This window comes from Streptococcus sp. 1F3 (assembly GCF_054968985.1).
The window spans coordinates 1-15,058 of record NZ_JBUEQR010000016.1 but is presented as its reverse complement, the minus strand read 5'-3'; the positions used below and the strand labels follow the sequence as shown (position 1 = coordinate 15,058).

Below are 15,058 nucleotides of genomic sequence, written 5' to 3'. Positions count from 1 at the left end.
ATATGGGACTTTTTTTCTATACTCAAAAAGGCTCCATAATCTCTACAGTGGATTTACCCACTACAGAAATTATAGAGCCAATAACAAATAAGTGGTTGAACCTCATTCAACCACTTATTTATTTCTATCGTCCTATCAATGATAGGAGATTTTGTAACGTATTTTTTGAAACACAACTTATACTCCATAAAAATCAAAAGTAGACTAGCTTTCACAATTAAGAATGGTGAAAGGTTGGAAATGAGAGTAGCACCGCTCATTTCCTTATAATCGAAGCCGAAGGTAGAACGATCCTTCACCAAGGCAAGTTGACGAAGGATCCTTTTGATTTTTAAAGAGTATGATATCCCTACCTTTTACAGAATCCCTACAGGACCGTATACTTTTAAATTGGGCTTTACTTGCTGATAATGAAATTGATCATACCTCCGCCATGCCTTTTTCAAGTCCTCACTTACCTCTAAGGTGCTAATCCCCATCAAGAGGCTTGTCCTTTGATAAAATCGTTCAAGAGCTATTAGTAAGGGATTATCAACCGACTTCCTATTCTTCAACAGGGGCAATATTTCACGAATATTCTCTTGAAATTTGACTGTATCATAATGAGAGGGTTGAGACATTCCTTGAAAAACAGTATGTAGTTCCTTGATCAAGCAATAAGCCTCTTTTTGTATCTCTTTCATACCTTCTCCTTTAACTCTTTTCCGAACTCCCTTACCTCTTCAGGTTCATAGGCTCTGATAATTTCAGCAACGACAGGGTGACGGACTACATCCTTAGCAGAAAAATGCACAAAATCAATCTGGGAAATTCTCTTTAATTTCTCCGTCGCATCAATCAAACCAGACTTGACATTTCGTGGCAAATCAATCTGACTACTATCTCCATTGACAATCATCTTGGAGTGAAAGCCTAGTCGGGTCAAGAACATTTTCATCTGCATAATCGTTGTATTTTGCGCCTCATCTAAAATAACAAAGGCATCTTCTAAGGTTCGCCCCCGCATATAGGCTAAGGGAGCAATCTCAATAATTTCACGCTCCATCAATCTCGTGGTCTGTTCCTTACCCAAAATCTGATATAGCGCATCATAGACGGGACGAAGATAGGGATCGACCTTCTCTTTCAAATCTCCAGGTAAAAATCCCAAACTTTCGCCTGCCTCTACTGCAGGTCGGGTCAAGATAATGCGTTTGACTTGTCCACGCTTGAGAGCCGTCACCGCAAGCGTGACTGCAAGAAAGGTCTTGCCTGTTCCTGCTGGTCCAATTCCAAAGACAATGTCATGGTTTTTGATACTATCCACATAGAGCTTCTGCCCCAAGGTTTTGACACGAATGGGCTTGCCATAATGGTCCTTGATGATTTCTTCTTCATAGAGGGCTACAAATTTCTCCATCTCATCGTTTTTTGCCATGGAAATAGCCGTCACTACATCAGGCAATTGAATCGTTAAGCCACGGTTGATGAGGACAAGTAAGGATTGAATCACCCTGTGTGCCAAGTCCACATCATCGGGATCACCAATCACCTGTACTAGCTCTGTCCGAGCGTGGATCACCACGCCCAATTCTTGTTCCATCATGCGTAGATGACGCTCATTAGCTCCAAATAAACTCAGCATATCATCTGGATGGGAAAGAGGAATATCAACTGAATATTCTTGCAATAGCTTGCTCCTTTATCAATCTTTTTTCCATTATATCAAAAAAATATCCAAAGGACATTTTTTACTAGTCTAATACTCCATAAAAATCAAAAGTAGATTAGCTTTCACAATTAAGAATTGTGAAAGCTTGGAAATGAGAGTAGCCCCGCTCATTTCCTTATAATCGAAGCCCAAGGTAGAACGAGCGTTCACCAAGGCAAGTGGACGAAATATCCTTTTGATTTTTAAAGAGTATAAAAATAGAAAAGAGTTAGGAAAAATAACCTTGGTCTTGTCCTAACTCTCTATGTTCAATAATCACTAGTATAGTTGTTTCGTTTACTTTTAGTACTAGGCAAGGAGCTGCAGGCTGCTTCAACAGTCTAAGGACTGTTGAAGGTTGGAAATCATACTGACGATAGTCAGTAACAATCGTAGAGTACGGCAAAGCGAGTTCCAATAATCTTCCAGATGATTGGAAGTTGGAAATAGGGAAACGGAGTTTCCACAATCGTCAAAGGAATAAAAGTTAAACTAAATGAGTATATCGTCTTTTCGTTTCAGTTTACAATAGAATATCCCCTAAACTCTGTGCGAAAAAGACAGGCAGCTGTTTTGCCTTTAGCCGATAACAGCTGTGGCTATCTTGCGATAGAAACGAAAGGACGAATGCGTATCAATGTGCCAAATAGTCTTCCCAAATGCGGTCAAAATCTGACATGGAAAAACTAAAACTTGCCCTTTCCTCTAAAAAACGGCTCACTTCATCAAATTGATCCGACTGTTTGGGAAAATCTACTTCTTCAAAGATTAGGTCCGCTAAGATTGCTACAGCCTCATGGCTTTTCGGATTGCGCTGAGCCATCAGCCAGCTATAAAAACTCTTTCTCACAATAGCCTCACTTATCTTCTACGGTGGCGGCGTGACCGCACTGTTACAGATTCTTCTCTTTTCTTCCGGCGCTTTTTACTCTTTCTAATTGCTATAATAAAGGGCAGGGCACCTAGAACAAGAACAAGTGGAAGCAAGAAGACATACCAATAGTTACGCGCTAAATGTTTCCCATTAACGGCAGCTTTGACAACAGGGTTCCTTTCACTAGATGCCAGTGCACCGGTAGCCCTTGAACTTTCTTCTACTACTTCAACTGGCTCCACAGTCACACTTTCTGAAATCAAAGGACTAACGGTTTCCAGTCCGTTATCAATATGCAACTGATTGCCTCCAGTGACATAATAATCTGGCTCTAGCCCACGACGAACGGTTGCATAGACATCAGATGGGATCGTATACACTTGACCGTCAATCGTTTGTCTACCGGCTGGCAATACTTTTTTATACTCATAATCCGCATAGGCTTTTTCGAGTAAGGCATTTCCAAACGGATGACGATCATACTCTCCGTTTTGATTAGACCAGTCACCGACCCCCATAATCAGGCTGATCAAGCGCTGATCGCCACGTTTAGCCGTTGCGATATAGTTAAAGGCACCACGGGGACTAGAACCCGTCTTCAAGCCGTCAACACCTTCTATTCCATATTTAGCACCAGGAAGTGAGTAATTATAGGTTGTAAAGGTTTCTTCATAAGGAGTGCCTGCCTTGACCGTTACCACTGGGTCCTTGGTATGCTCCAAAATGCCTGGATAATTTTTCAAAAAATGATAAACCAGAATAGACAAGTCTCTTGCTGTGGTCTGGTTCGCTGCATCATGATCATATCGCACTGGATTGTAATAACCATGAAACGATCTAGCGGCTGCCCCGCTAGCATTTGACCAGTAAGTATTGGTCATCCCCAGTTCCTGTGATTTGGCATTCATCATATCCAAAAAAGCATCTGGATCATTGTTTGAAAGATAGTTGGCAAGCATCACTGTCGTCGCATTAGAAGATGGAACGGCTGTCATTGTAATCAATTCCCCAACCGTGTAATCAACACCTGCCACAATCTTGTTATTTGAGATCTCATAGATACCTGCAATTGCTTGATCCGTTGCAGTTGCTGTAATCACCGTATCTTCAGTAAATTGACCTTGGCTCATCGCCTCATAGACCAGATAAAGCGTCATGACCTTACTCATACTAGCAGGGTCACGCACCTCATCAGGATTATCTTGCCAGACGATATCACCCGTATTTCCGTCAATGATGATTGACGACCTCGGACGATTGACCTCACTGACATCATATCCTGCTGCCCGTGTAATATCCATCAATTCATCTGCCCACGTAGGAATCGACACTGTTGACACGAGCAGTACCAAGCAACCTACTACAAGTTTCTTCACTCTCCATCTCCTCTCTTTCCTTACTCTTCATATCCTTTAACGAATGATCAACCAAAAAGGTTACACTTTGACCAACTCTGTTCCAAACTCATCCTGTTTTATTTTACCAGACTTCATCAAGCCACCTAGAGCCTTTTTAAACTGACCTTTTGAAATACCAAAAACAGCCCTGATATCATCTGGAGACGATTTATCATGCAAGGTCATAAAGCCACCATTACTCTCCAAATACGTCAAAATCATTTGCGCATCATTTTCAAGCATCTCAAAAGAACGTGGTTTGACAGACAAATTCAAGGTCCGATCCACTTGGCGATAGCCGATAACCCGAACCTGTAATTCTTCACCAAGACGTGGCTCTGTAAAGCGCTCACTCGGATGAATAAAGCCCAGCATATTCTGATCAGGTAGGTAAACAAAGGTTCCACTCAATTTTAAGCGGTAGACAATAGCCCGCAAGTTTTGATTGTGCATATTATCATAGGCCGGACCTGCCAGGTGCTGAAAGTCCTCTTGAAAGGCAGGAAGTGCCCAGATGCGGTCTTTCTTATCAACATCATAACGGACATAGAGCTTGTCCCCTTTTTTAGGCCATAACTCTTTCAAATCCGGTAGAAGATCCAGCGAGACCACCACCTGCTTATCAGGTAATCCCGTATCCAAAAAGACCCCAAGATCGCGTCGCACTTCTGTCACTTCTCCCCAGCCAAAGCTAGTACGGGTCGCTACCACCGCTTTGGTCGTCATGCGGAGCTTCTGCTTCATATCCGTATAGACAAAACCTTTGACCGGCTCTCCTAGTTGATATTCCCCCTCCTCTTTTGCAAGGGCGAAGGTCACTCCCTCCTTTTGGACGAAGTAAAATTCCTGATTTTCATCTGTCACCAAACCGATGATAAAGGTTGCTAATAATTGATTCATTCCATTCTCTCTATTTTTACTGGTAGATGTAAGCAACAAAAGGGCTAAAGGTTTGTCCCCCGCCCCTATCTCTTTAAACTTCTAACAGTTCCTTTTCTTTCTCAGCAGTCATTTGGTCTATTTTCTTAATGGCATCATCTGTCACTTTTTGAATGTCTTTTTCAAGTGATTTCAAATCGTCTTCTGTGATTTCTTTGGCTTTCTCAGCTTTCTTTGCTTCATCCATAGCATCGCGACGAATATTACGAATGGCAACCTTGGCATTTTCACCGACCTTCTTCACATCTTTGGCTAAGTTCTTACGTGTTTCCTCCGTCAAGGCTGGAATAACCAGACGAATGACAGTACCGTCAGATTGTGGTGTCAAACCAAGGTCAGAAGCATTCAGCGCACGCTCGATGTCTTTCAAGATAGACTTATCAAATGGGGTAATCAACAAGACACGTGCTTCTGGAACAGTAATCCCTGCCAACTGGTTCAGCGGTGTCGCTGCTCCATAATATTCAACCGAGATACGGTCTAGCAGACTAGCATTCGCACGCCCAGCACGGATATGGCTAAATTCCCGAGCTAAACTTTGATGCGATTGGGCCATGCGGTCTTGTGCTTTTGAAATAATTTCCTTTGTCATAAAATCTCCTTTATTTTACTTCTTTATTATTAGAAACCGTTGTTCCGATTTGCTCTCCAAATACAACACGTTTGATATTGCCAGGCTCATTCATATTAAAGACAACAAGGTCAATATCGTTATCCATTGATAAGGTAGAAGCGGTTGCATCCATAATTTTCAATCCACGACTAATGACCTCTCGATGGGTCAACTCATTGAATTTCACCGCATTCGCATCTTTTTTCGGATCCGCATTGTAGACACCGTCTACACCATTTTTTGCCATCAAAATCGCATCTGCCTCAATTTCAGCTGCACGAAGGGCTGCAGTTGTATCCGTAGAAAAATATGGAGAACCAATACCTGCACCGAAAATCACAATTCTCCCTTTTTCCAAATGACGCAATGCCCGACCACGGATATAGGGTTCAGCGACAGACTGCATGGCAATAGCTGTCTGCACACGCGTATCAACACCAACCTGTTGCAAGGCATCCGCCATCACCAAGGCATTCATGACTGTCCCAAGCATACCCGTATAGTCTGCTTGGACACGATCCATACCTGCTTCTGCCGCTGGCTCACCACGCCAAAGATTTCCACCACCAATTACCAAAGCAATCTGAACACCCGAAGCCGCCACTTCTTGAATTTCCTGAGCCATCTTCTGAACAGTTGGAATATCAATCCCAACACCACGTTCACCAGCCAATGCCTCTCCGGATAATTTTATAAGAATACGTTCATATTTTGGATTCATCGTCTTACTCCTCTATTCTATCTCTACCATTCTATCATAAAATTTCCATTTTATATAGTCTGATGAGCAGATAAAAAAAGAAAAATCTCAGGAAAGAGATCTTTCTATGAAATATGGAATTTCTTCCGTAAAAGAGCTGCCCGCCCCCCTATCAATTTATCTAACTGACGCGTTTTTAGGGTTAGGATTCCAAAAATCAGAATACCGACACAGCCTGAAATCCCCACATGAACCGCACTTGATACGTAGCCCGATGCAGGAAATAATAGATTCAGACCAGCTTCAACCAGCCAAACACCCATTCCCATCATCAGGGAAATAGTCAAAACCTTGCAGACATCCTTCCACAAACGACCTTGCGAAATAGGAATAATCTGGGAGATACGGCGATCAAATAAAATCACTGATACAGTCAAACCGACCGCTGTAGACACTAGAGGCCCATAGACCTTAAATAAGTATAGGGCTGGATATTGGAGGAGGAGTTTTACTGCAAAGCCAATGAAAAAATACACCATCGCCTTCCGATTTTGGAAAATCGCTTGAATAATCACTCCTAGCAAGGAATAGAGTCCCTGAATGAAAACCAAGAGCAGATTGACCACAAAGAGGTGGATCGCTTGCATTTCAGCAGGACCATAAAAGACACTATAAAGAGGACGTGCTAGAACCACTGAACCAATAATGGCAGGAAGGATTAAAAGAAAGAGGAGCTGGATATTATCGATGATTAAGGTCGCTGTCTTTCTCATATCCTTTTGTACAAAGCTTTCTGTTATCATCGGAATCGCCACACTACCGATCGAGGTTGTAACACCAATAATCAGCATGGTAATCTTGCTAGGATTAGCTGTCATATAGGTCGAGAGTTTCAACAATTCTGTCCTCGTCAAGTCCGTTATCTCAAGCAAGGTGTTGATAAAGGTCAATTGGTCGACAAACTGGAAAATCTGGATAGCTGACCCCAAAATAATCAGCGGAATGGCTTCTTTGACCGTCTCTATAATCAAGGCTTTCAAATCGATGGTAGTAGATACAGGCTTTGCCCCCATCACCTTTGCAATAAAACCCTCTTTATGTAAACTATAAATAAGAACACCGACACTTGCAATCATTCCAATGAAGGCTGCAAAGGTCGACTGGATAACCGCTGAAAGATAATCTCCCGATCCTAGCTTCATAATATAGAAGGTCGCCCCTAAAATCCAAATAACCCGGACAATCTGCTCGACAATTTGGCTAATAGCATAGGGTTTCATATCATGGTGTCCCTGAAAAAAACCACGCATGATGCTCATGGCTGGGAAAATAAAGAGGGGAGGAACCAGACTATACATCACTGGCGTTAATTGGTCTTTCACTCCCGAAAGCTCTGCTAGGGTAGGGGAGCTGATAAACATAACCCCTGCAAAGACTGCCCCTAAAACGAGCATGAGTTTAAACAATTCCCTCACCAAATAGTAGGAGACATCCTGTCGCCCCTGTACATTATACTTGGCAATTTGTTTGGCTACAGCAGTCGGTAAGCCAACGGTTGAAATCAGTAAAAAATTCCCATATACCTGATAGCCCATATTAAACAGACCATTGGCTTCTGCTCGGTGGCTTCCCATCCATAAATACCACGGTATAATATAGGCAATTCCTATCAAACGGCTGATAAAATTTCCAGCTGTCAGCCAAGCAAGTCCTCTCACCATACTTGCCTGTTGCTGTGTTTGTTCTGTTGTTTTCGTTTCCGTCATCTTTATTCTTTCATCTATTTCTATCTTTCTATCTGATTCCTTATTATAACCTTTTGCACCCAACTTGTATAGTTTTTTACTTTTCTTTGTCACTTGTATAGTTGTTTCGTTTACTTTTAGTACTAGGCAACGAGCTGCAGGCTGCTTCAACAGTCTAATGATTGTTGAAGGTTGGAAATCATACTGACGATAGTCAGTAACAATCGGAGAGTACGGCAAAGCGAGTTCCAATCATCTAGGAGATGATTGGAAGCTGGAAATAAGGAAACGGAGTTTCCACAATCGTCGAAGGAATAAAAGGTAAACGAAATGAGTATACCAATCATCTGGAGAACCAGAAGAGAGAGTCTCGTGTCAATAGCTACAAGCTACCAGAGTAAAGGTAAACGAAATGAGTATAAAGACTTCCTTCATTCGCTCCTTATTGGTAGGTATCCACTCATTCCTATATTCTATTGGGTCACTTATCAACTAAATGACGATAGGATTAGAGCCTATGATGACGCAATATTCCAAAAAGGAGTATCAGCTCTAAGGAGCTAAGACTAGCACCTGTATTCACAAGTAAAGTGCTTTTATAGAAGAAATTATTTTTCGCTCATCAAGGTCATTTTTTGAGGAAATACGGACTGTAGGTTGAAAAAACAAACGATAGGGAGCTTACAAATGAACCTTAGATAGACGTGCAAAACTGTGAATACTGGTTCTTAAACAACTATCCGTCTTTTTAGCTCACTCAACTGATTTTATCCATGTTTTCTACAATATATTCTCAAATGTATCGCGGACATCTTGTGGCCAGACACTTGACTGGACCTCACCGATATGCCGTTTGCGTAGCAGGAACATGGCTAGACGAGATTGTCCGATTCCACCTCCGATAGTAAGTGGGAAAAGGCCGTTTAATAAGGCCTTATGCCATTCAAATTCCAGCCTGTCCTCATCTCCTGTAAGCATCACTTGGCGCTTCAGAGCATCTTCATCAACTCGGATTCCCATAGAAGACAATTCAAAAGCCGATTGCAATTGCTCATTCCAGACGAGAATATCTCCATTTAGGCCCTTATAGCCATTTTCAGATGGGCTTGTCCAATCATCATAGTCAGGAGCACGACCATCGTGTGGTTTACCGTCTGGTAACTCCCCGCCAATTCCAATCAAAAAAACAGCACCATGTTCTTTAGCAATCACATTTTCCCGCTCTTTTGGAGTCAAATCTGGGTAGCGCTCTGCCAATTCTTCTGAATGGATAAAGGTAATCTGCTTGGGCAAAACCGCCTCAATATCATAGCGAGCTTCAACAGCTAATTCCGTCAAACGAATCGCCTTGTAAATCAAATCTACCGTTTCTTTCAGATAAGCAAGATTACGTCTCCCATCGGGAATTACCTTTTCCCAATCCCACTGGTCTACATAGACCGAGTGAATCGGATCAAGTGAGTCCTCATCTGGGCGAAGTGCCTTCATATGGACAAAGAGCCCCTCCCCTTCATTGAAACCAAAACGAGCTAGGGTATGCCGCTTCCACTTCGCCAAGGAATGCACCACCTCATAGGTCGCCTCTGGAATCAATTTGACATGAACCGTTACCGCATGTTCAACCCCTGAAAGATTATCCTGCATCCCATCACCGACACGGCTCAAAATCGGACCTTGTACTTCCACAATTTCCAACTTGTCTTTTAAATATTGGGTAAAGGTATTTTTGACAAAGGAAATTTCTTCTTGTTGATGAATAAAACTCTTCTTCATACTTTATAACCTCCAAAACTATACTCTATTATAGCCTTTTTAAGGGATATGTAAAGCAAAATATTAAATTTTCTGATAATTCCGTCTAATACTCAATAAAAATCAAAAGTAGACTAGCTTTCACAATTAAGAATGGTGAAAGGTTGGAAATGAGAGTAGCACCGCTCATTTCCTTATAATCGAAGCCCAAGGTAGAACGAGCCTTCACCAAGGCAAGTTGACGAAGTATCTTTTTGATTTTTAAAGAGTATAACCTACTCTTCCTCCTCTTTTGTAGGCATCGAGTGATCCGTACATTCTAGCACCCTCTCCTCTGTATAAACCTACTTTGAAAAAGAAACCAAAAGAATCACTTTCTCTGAAACAAGGAGTTCCCCTCTAGAAACCGTGCAAAAAAAGAGTGCGGAATCATGCGGTTAGCATTCCCCACTCTTTGTATGTTTCTAACACCCAGCCTAGTTGGCTGTATCGTCCTTATCCTTTTCTTCTCCTTGATCCATGGCTTTTTTAAAAGATGAAATCATTTTGCCAATGGACTCGCCCAATTCTGGCAGACGCTTCGGTCCAAAAATCAAGAGGGCACCTAAAATCAAGAGGATGATTCCTGGTGCTCCAATATCACGTAAGATTCCCATATCCATTTCTCCTTTTTTCTTTTCTATGGTAGAGCCACTTACTGATTGCTACACTCACTTCATAGATGAAGAGAAGGGGCACCGTCATGGCTACATCACTTGTAAAATCGGCCGGTGTTATCACAACAGCAAGCACCAGCAAACCAAAATAGGCATGTCTCCTATATTGTATCAAAAATTGTGGACGAAGGATACCGATGGAGGTCAAAAAAGCAACCAAAACAGGAATTTCAAAGACAACTGCCATTGGAAGACAGGTATGCAGCAAAAAGGTCAGATAATTTTGAGCAGTCAACTTGGTGTCAAAGAGCCCCTCTCCAAAGGATAGAAGAACCTGCAAGAGGGCAGGGGTGACCAGATAAAAACCAAACAACAAGCCTGCTACAAAGCATAAAAATACTGCCGGAATATACCAGAAGATACTTCTTGCCTCTGCCTTTTCAAGGGCCGGGACAACAAATGCCCATACCTGATAGGTCAAAAAAGGGAGGGTCAGCGTAAAGGCAAGGAGGCTTGCCAAGTTGATATAGATCCACAAGATATCATTGGGACCTAAAACAAGCAGTTTCTGCGAAAATCCCTGGGTTAAAAACTGATAGATACTGCTCGAAAAATAAAGACTGACCAAGAAGCTGATGAAGAAAAAGGAGAGCGTCCAAATAAAACGAAGCCGAAATTCGGTCAAATGCTCGACAATGGTTAATTCTTGCTTAATCTTCATGAGTTTCTCGATTCTTCCACGTTAACCAGCCAATGAACACAATGAGTAAGAGCTGGGACAAGAGAATTTCCAGACTTGGATAGAGACCGATGGCATCCACTGTCGGAATTCCTTTTACAATATGGTTCGGCAGAATAGTTGTTAATTGCAGAGCATGAATGCTCACTCCTAACATCTTAAAGGCTAGGGCGTAAATGAGCCAAGTGAGGTAGAAAAAGACCCGGTGTGGCTGAATGTTACGAGTCGTCTGTACCATCAAAATCGCTAAGATGCTCAAAACTAGAAATGCCAAACCGATTCCTAATAGAAACTCACTGAAACGAATTTTAGGCAGTATTCCCGCATAAAAGAGAATGGTCTCTGCTCCCTCACGAAAGACCGCTAAAAAGCTCAAGGCAAACATCGAAATAAAGCTACCGCTTGCCGTTACCATCCGCATCTGTTCTTCCATATACGCATTCCATTTCTTGACAGAGGATTTGCTGTGAAGCCAGATGCCGATGACAATCATCATCACCACAGCAACAATTCCGACCGCCCCCTCAATGATTTCCCGATTGGTACCAGATGAAAGAGTGGGGAAAAATTGCTGTAGAGCAATCGCCAAGACTGCACTAGCCAAAAGCCCGCTGACTGCCCCACCATAGACCCAGAGCAACCCTCTTTTTTGCTTGCTGGCTTTAAGAGTAGATATCAAGGCCATAACGATGAGGAGAGCCTCAACTCCCTCCCTAAGCAAGATCAGCATCGCATCAAAAGCGTTATAACTGGCAGAGGTATCAATGGTCGACAAATCCATAATCAGCTGAGCCAACTTTTCTTGATAGTCCGCCTCATCGCCTCTCACCATGATAACTGGTGCCTCACTCTCCACACGAGTATAAAGGCTAGGCTGTCGCGTGCTGACGTCTCCTTCAATACTGGGCCAAATGGTGATGAACTCCTTCATCAAGGAAGCCCCTTTTGCCTTATCTCCTGCCTCAAAAGCAGTCCCTGCTTGCTCTAGCAAGGCAATTCCGTCTTTTAAGGTTAGGTTTGTCACAACCTCTGTTAGCTCTTTACCGTCCTTAAAGGCCTGAACAGCTCCTTTTAAGTCATCAAATGATGCTTGGATACTGCTATAATCTACTGGTTCTGCCTCGATGCTACTCCGCAAAAAAGAAAAGGCTGTTTCGATTTTACCATAATGGCTAGTGCTAGTATCACGGACAATCCGCTCATTGATTGTCCAAGTGCTATTTAGCTTTTTATACTGCTCTTTGACCGCATGAATATCTTGACGATCAATGGCTTCCTGCAAACGATCGTAATAAGGAGTAAGCTTTGTCATCAACCTTTCTTTTTCAGCCTCAACATCAACGGGATGTTGCTCTGCCTCAAAGTCTAAAAGGGCTTTTGAAACAGCTACCAAATGTTCTTCAGTCGGAGTGGCTGCTAGTTCTGCCAAGCGTTTTGTTACCTCTTGTCCAGCCTTAGAGCTGTGGTTTTCAACTTGGGTAAACTCTTCCTGCAACTGGGAGATCAACTGCTCGGCTTCAGGCAAATCTTCCTTTTGCAAAGCCCTGGTCGCATCTGTAATCGTGATAAAAAGATGACTATAAGAATCCTCGGCAGCAACAGGGGGAGCTAGGAAAGTCAACACAAGAACAACGAGGAGGGCCAACTTATTCAAATAAGGCTTGTCCAATATATTCTCCTTTTTTTACACCAGGAAAGCATGCAAACAAACCGCTTCCGACATGCATGATATACTCATTTAACTTGTCCACATTTCCAAGATTATTCTGAATCGTGATAAACTGCTCTGGATCTTTTTGAAAAGAGATAAAGAGTAGACCTGAATCAAATTGCCCTGTCTTCTCATCAATTCCGTCCGAATAAGAAAAGGCTCTTCGATAGATTTCCACTCCAGTTTCCTTAGCCAGACGGACATGGGAGTCAACCGGTACAACTGGTTCTCCCTTTTCGTCTTTCAAGTCTAAATCAACCTCATCAAACTCATCTTTTTGTCCGAAAGGTGCACCACTTTCCTTGTAGCGACCGAAGGTATTTTCCTGCTCTTTGAGGCTGGTTCGATCCCACGTTTCCAAGAACATCTGAACCCTGCGTACTGCCATATAGGTCCCACCTCGCATCCAATTCGCCTCATCGCACCAGATCACTTCCTTAAATTCTTCTTCAGTTTTACCGTTTGCTGTACCATCTTTAAAGCCAAAGAGGTTACGCGGTGTTTCTTTACGATTACCGAGGGCTGCAAAACCTGCCTGGCTCCATTTCATGGTCACAACATGGCGCCCCTTTCTCACCAAATTTCTAACCGCATGAAAGGCCACCTGTTCATCATCTGCACAAGCCTGAATAACAATATCGCCACCGGTGTACCTTTCCTTGAGCTGATCCCGAGGGAAGACAGGTAAATCCCTAAATTCTTTGGGCTTCTTGCTATCCAAACCTAACTTGGTCAGAAAGGCAGGAGAAATACCAAACGTAAGGGTCAAACGATGGGGATTAAGCCCCACGGTCTCACCTGTATCAAAGGGTGGTAGATAGGCATTATCGGTATCTTCTTTGACCAACTGCCCCGCTACCAATTTCTCACTATAAGCTGTCCAGTCCTTAAACATCTGAATGACTTCAGCCTTATCCGTCGAATGCAAATCCAACACCACAAAATAGACATTTTTCTGCATCGGACTGACAATCCCTGCCTGATGTTGCCCGTAGAAAGAAAACTCTTCTCCTCCCTCAGCTTTTGCACTCTCACCCGTCATCTTTCTAGCGAAAAAAGCAGAAGCACCAGAGGCACCAAGCGCAAGCCCAGCCCCTCCTATACCTGCTTTTTTGAGAAATTCACGACGATCCATTTTCTTGTCCAACCATTTTTCGTCTTTTGTCATTGCTTACTTCCCATCTAAAATAATCCCCATTTGAGAAAGAGGTTCACCAAGCTTGGTCACTGCCTCAGCCAACATTTTAGTATCTTCTGTAGTCAAATCTGTATAGAGTTTGTAGTGCTTCTCATCTGTCATATAGCCATCAAGAAGATGATTGACCGTCTTAAATTCTTTTTCGAGGGTCGTCACCAAGCTAGCATCTTTTACCGCTAACATCGGTTTAAAGAGTTCAAAAATTTTCTCTGCTCCCTCAATATTCGCCCTAAAGTCATACAAGTCCGTGTGAGAGTAGACCTCTTCTTCACCTGTGATCTTGCTCGTAGCTACTTCGTTTAGCAAGTCAACCGCACCTGTCAACATGATATCTGGCGTCACCTCAACGGTCGCAATTTTCGCCTTTAATTCTTTGATGTCATTGACCAATTGGTCGGCATATGCTTCCGTTCCTACTGTGGTATGATTTTCCCAGAGGATTTTTTCAATGCGGTGAAAACCTGACCACCCTTCTTCAGTCTTGTTTTCTTCCAGATAATCTACCAGACGGAAATCAATCTTGACATCTGACTCGCCAAAACTTTCCGCAATCGGCTCTGAACGCTCATAAGCCATGCGGATAACAGGATAAGCCTTTTTCGCTTCTTCCAACTTGCCATCTTTGAGCATTTGGGCAAACTCTTCTGTATCTATCAACAATTGACTGATCTGCTCTTCTACAAAAGCCTTGTAATCAGATGTTGCCTTATCTAGGGCTTTGTCATCCACCTGTGTCAGTGTGCTTTCTTGCGCTGTATCCTCTTGGGGTGCTGTCGCTGTGCAAGCTGTTAGTAAAGCCATTGACGAGAATAATAGAATACCAAGTTTTTTCATCTTCTTTCCCTTTCCTTAAAAACCTACCTCTATTATAGCAATAGTCTCTCTCATTTTCAAGCAATTATCTGACAATTTTAATACTATTTATGCCTAAGGAAAAGCAAAATAGGTGACTGAACTGCTCCCTGTCAAGTGGACAATGAAATAATAAAAGATTTAAGCGACGGCCTTGTTCCTCATTTCAAGAGGTGCAAGGCCGTTGTTGCG

14 protein-coding genes and 1 pseudogene are annotated in these 15,058 nt (G+C 42.6%); 1 reads left to right on the top strand and 14 read right to left on the bottom strand.

The window, feature by feature from the left end; all coding sequences use genetic code 11:
* A pseudogene (locus tag ACVPON_RS01380) lies at positions 1-203 on the top strand (hypothetical protein); the annotation flags it as partial.
* Between the two features lie 153 nt (positions 204-356).
* Here the strand turns inward: ACVPON_RS01380 and ACVPON_RS01375 are convergent.
* The 14 genes from ACVPON_RS01375 to efeO form a co-directional block, all read right to left on the bottom strand.
* Positions 357-683 carry a helicase BlpT gene (locus ACVPON_RS01375; protein WP_462875439.1) on the bottom strand — a complete coding sequence of 109 codons (327 nt, stop codon included), beginning with the start codon at positions 681-683 and terminating at the stop codon, positions 357-359.
* Positions 680-1,669: a PhoH family protein gene (locus ACVPON_RS01370; protein WP_462875437.1), complete on the bottom strand. Its 990-nt coding sequence runs from the start codon at positions 1,667-1,669 to the stop codon at positions 680-682. Before ACVPON_RS01370 ends, ACVPON_RS01375 begins: the two co-directional genes overlap by 4 nt.
* 655 nt (positions 1,670-2,324) lie before the next feature.
* Positions 2,325-2,540, bottom strand: coding sequence for a YozE family protein (locus tag ACVPON_RS01365; RefSeq protein WP_462875435.1), 216 nt, complete (start codon positions 2,538-2,540; stop codon positions 2,325-2,327).
* A gap of 11 nt (positions 2,541-2,551) precedes the next feature.
* Positions 2,552-3,940 carry a D-alanyl-D-alanine carboxypeptidase family protein gene (locus ACVPON_RS01360; protein ID WP_462875433.1) on the bottom strand — a complete coding sequence of 463 codons (1,389 nt, stop codon included), beginning with the start codon at positions 3,938-3,940 and terminating at the stop codon, positions 2,552-2,554.
* A 60-nt stretch (positions 3,941-4,000) separates the two neighbouring features.
* Positions 4,001-4,861 carry a CvfB family protein gene (locus ACVPON_RS01355; protein ID WP_462875431.1) on the bottom strand — a complete coding sequence of 287 codons (861 nt, stop codon included), beginning with the start codon at positions 4,859-4,861 and terminating at the stop codon, positions 4,001-4,003.
* A 73-nt stretch (positions 4,862-4,934) separates the two neighbouring features.
* The gene (gene frr, locus ACVPON_RS01350; protein WP_462875430.1) at positions 4,935-5,492 is read right to left on the bottom strand and encodes a ribosome recycling factor; all 558 of its coding nucleotides are present in this window, start codon (positions 5,490-5,492) and stop codon (positions 4,935-4,937) included.
* A gap of 10 nt (positions 5,493-5,502) precedes the next feature.
* Positions 5,503-6,234, bottom strand: coding sequence for a UMP kinase (gene pyrH, locus ACVPON_RS01345; protein ID WP_462875428.1), 732 nt, complete (start codon positions 6,232-6,234; stop codon positions 5,503-5,505).
* 104 nt (positions 6,235-6,338) lie between these two features.
* The gene (locus ACVPON_RS01340; RefSeq protein WP_462875426.1) at positions 6,339-7,979 is read right to left on the bottom strand and encodes a putative polysaccharide biosynthesis protein; all 1,641 of its coding nucleotides are present in this window, start codon (positions 7,977-7,979) and stop codon (positions 6,339-6,341) included.
* A 759-nt stretch (positions 7,980-8,738) separates the two neighbouring features.
* On the bottom strand, positions 8,739-9,731 hold the full coding sequence (gene asnA, locus ACVPON_RS01335) for an aspartate--ammonia ligase (RefSeq protein ID WP_462875424.1): 993 nt from the start codon (positions 9,729-9,731) through the stop codon (positions 8,739-8,741).
* Positions 9,732-10,186: 455 nt separating this feature from the next.
* Positions 10,187-10,366 (bottom strand): twin-arginine translocase TatA/TatE family subunit, encoded by a 180-nt coding sequence (locus tag ACVPON_RS01330; RefSeq protein ID WP_462875422.1) that lies wholly within the window; start codon positions 10,364-10,366, stop codon positions 10,187-10,189.
* Entirely contained in the window at positions 10,350-11,087 is a 738-nt protein-coding gene (gene tatC / locus ACVPON_RS01325) for a twin-arginine translocase subunit TatC (RefSeq protein WP_462875420.1), read from the bottom strand. Before tatC ends, ACVPON_RS01330 begins: the two co-directional genes overlap by 17 nt.
* Positions 11,077-12,774, bottom strand: a complete 1,698-nt coding sequence (locus ACVPON_RS01320; RefSeq protein WP_462875418.1) for an FTR1 family iron permease — start codon at positions 12,772-12,774, stop codon at positions 11,077-11,079. Before ACVPON_RS01320 ends, tatC begins: the two co-directional genes overlap by 11 nt.
* A complete protein-coding gene (gene efeB, locus ACVPON_RS01315) occupies positions 12,752-13,984 on the bottom strand; it encodes an iron uptake transporter deferrochelatase/peroxidase subunit (protein ID WP_462875416.1) in 1,233 nt (410 codons plus the stop codon). The genes ACVPON_RS01320 and efeB overlap by 23 nt, the downstream gene beginning before the upstream one ends.
* Positions 13,985-13,987: 3 nt before the next feature.
* On the bottom strand, positions 13,988-14,848 hold the full coding sequence (gene efeO, locus ACVPON_RS01310; protein ID WP_462875414.1) for an iron uptake system protein EfeO: 861 nt from the start codon (positions 14,846-14,848) through the stop codon (positions 13,988-13,990).
* Positions 14,849-15,058: the final 210 nt, after the last annotated feature.

Bases quoted from the DNA above. Each gene is read 5' to 3' on its own strand.
- ACVPON_RS01375 (WP_462875439.1), bottom strand. From the start codon at position 683: ATGAAAGAGATACAAAAAGAGGCTTATTGCTTGATCAAGGAACTACAT.
- ACVPON_RS01355 (WP_462875431.1), bottom strand. From the start codon at position 4,861: ATGAATCAATTATTAGCAACCTTTATCATCGGTTTGGTGACAGATGAA.
- frr (WP_462875430.1), bottom strand. From the start codon at position 5,492: ATGACAAAGGAAATTATTTCAAAAGCACAAGACCGCATGGCCCAATCG.
- pyrH (WP_462875428.1), bottom strand. From the start codon at position 6,234: ATGAATCCAAAATATGAACGTATTCTTATAAAATTATCCGGAGAGGCA.
- ACVPON_RS01340 (WP_462875426.1), bottom strand. From the start codon at position 7,979: ATGACGGAAACGAAAACAACAGAACAAACACAGCAACAGGCAAGTATG.
- asnA (WP_462875424.1), bottom strand. From the start codon at position 9,731: ATGAAGAAGAGTTTTATTCATCAACAAGAAGAAATTTCCTTTGTCAAA.
- ACVPON_RS01330 (WP_462875422.1), bottom strand. From the start codon at position 10,366: ATGGGAATCTTACGTGATATTGGAGCACCAGGAATCATCCTCTTGATT.
- tatC (WP_462875420.1), bottom strand. From the start codon at position 11,087: ATGAAGATTAAGCAAGAATTAACCATTGTCGAGCATTTGACCGAATTT.
- efeB (WP_462875416.1), bottom strand. From the start codon at position 13,984: ATGACAAAAGACGAAAAATGGTTGGACAAGAAAATGGATCGTCGTGAA.
- efeO (WP_462875414.1), bottom strand. From the start codon at position 14,848: ATGAAAAAACTTGGTATTCTATTATTCTCGTCAATGGCTTTACTAACA.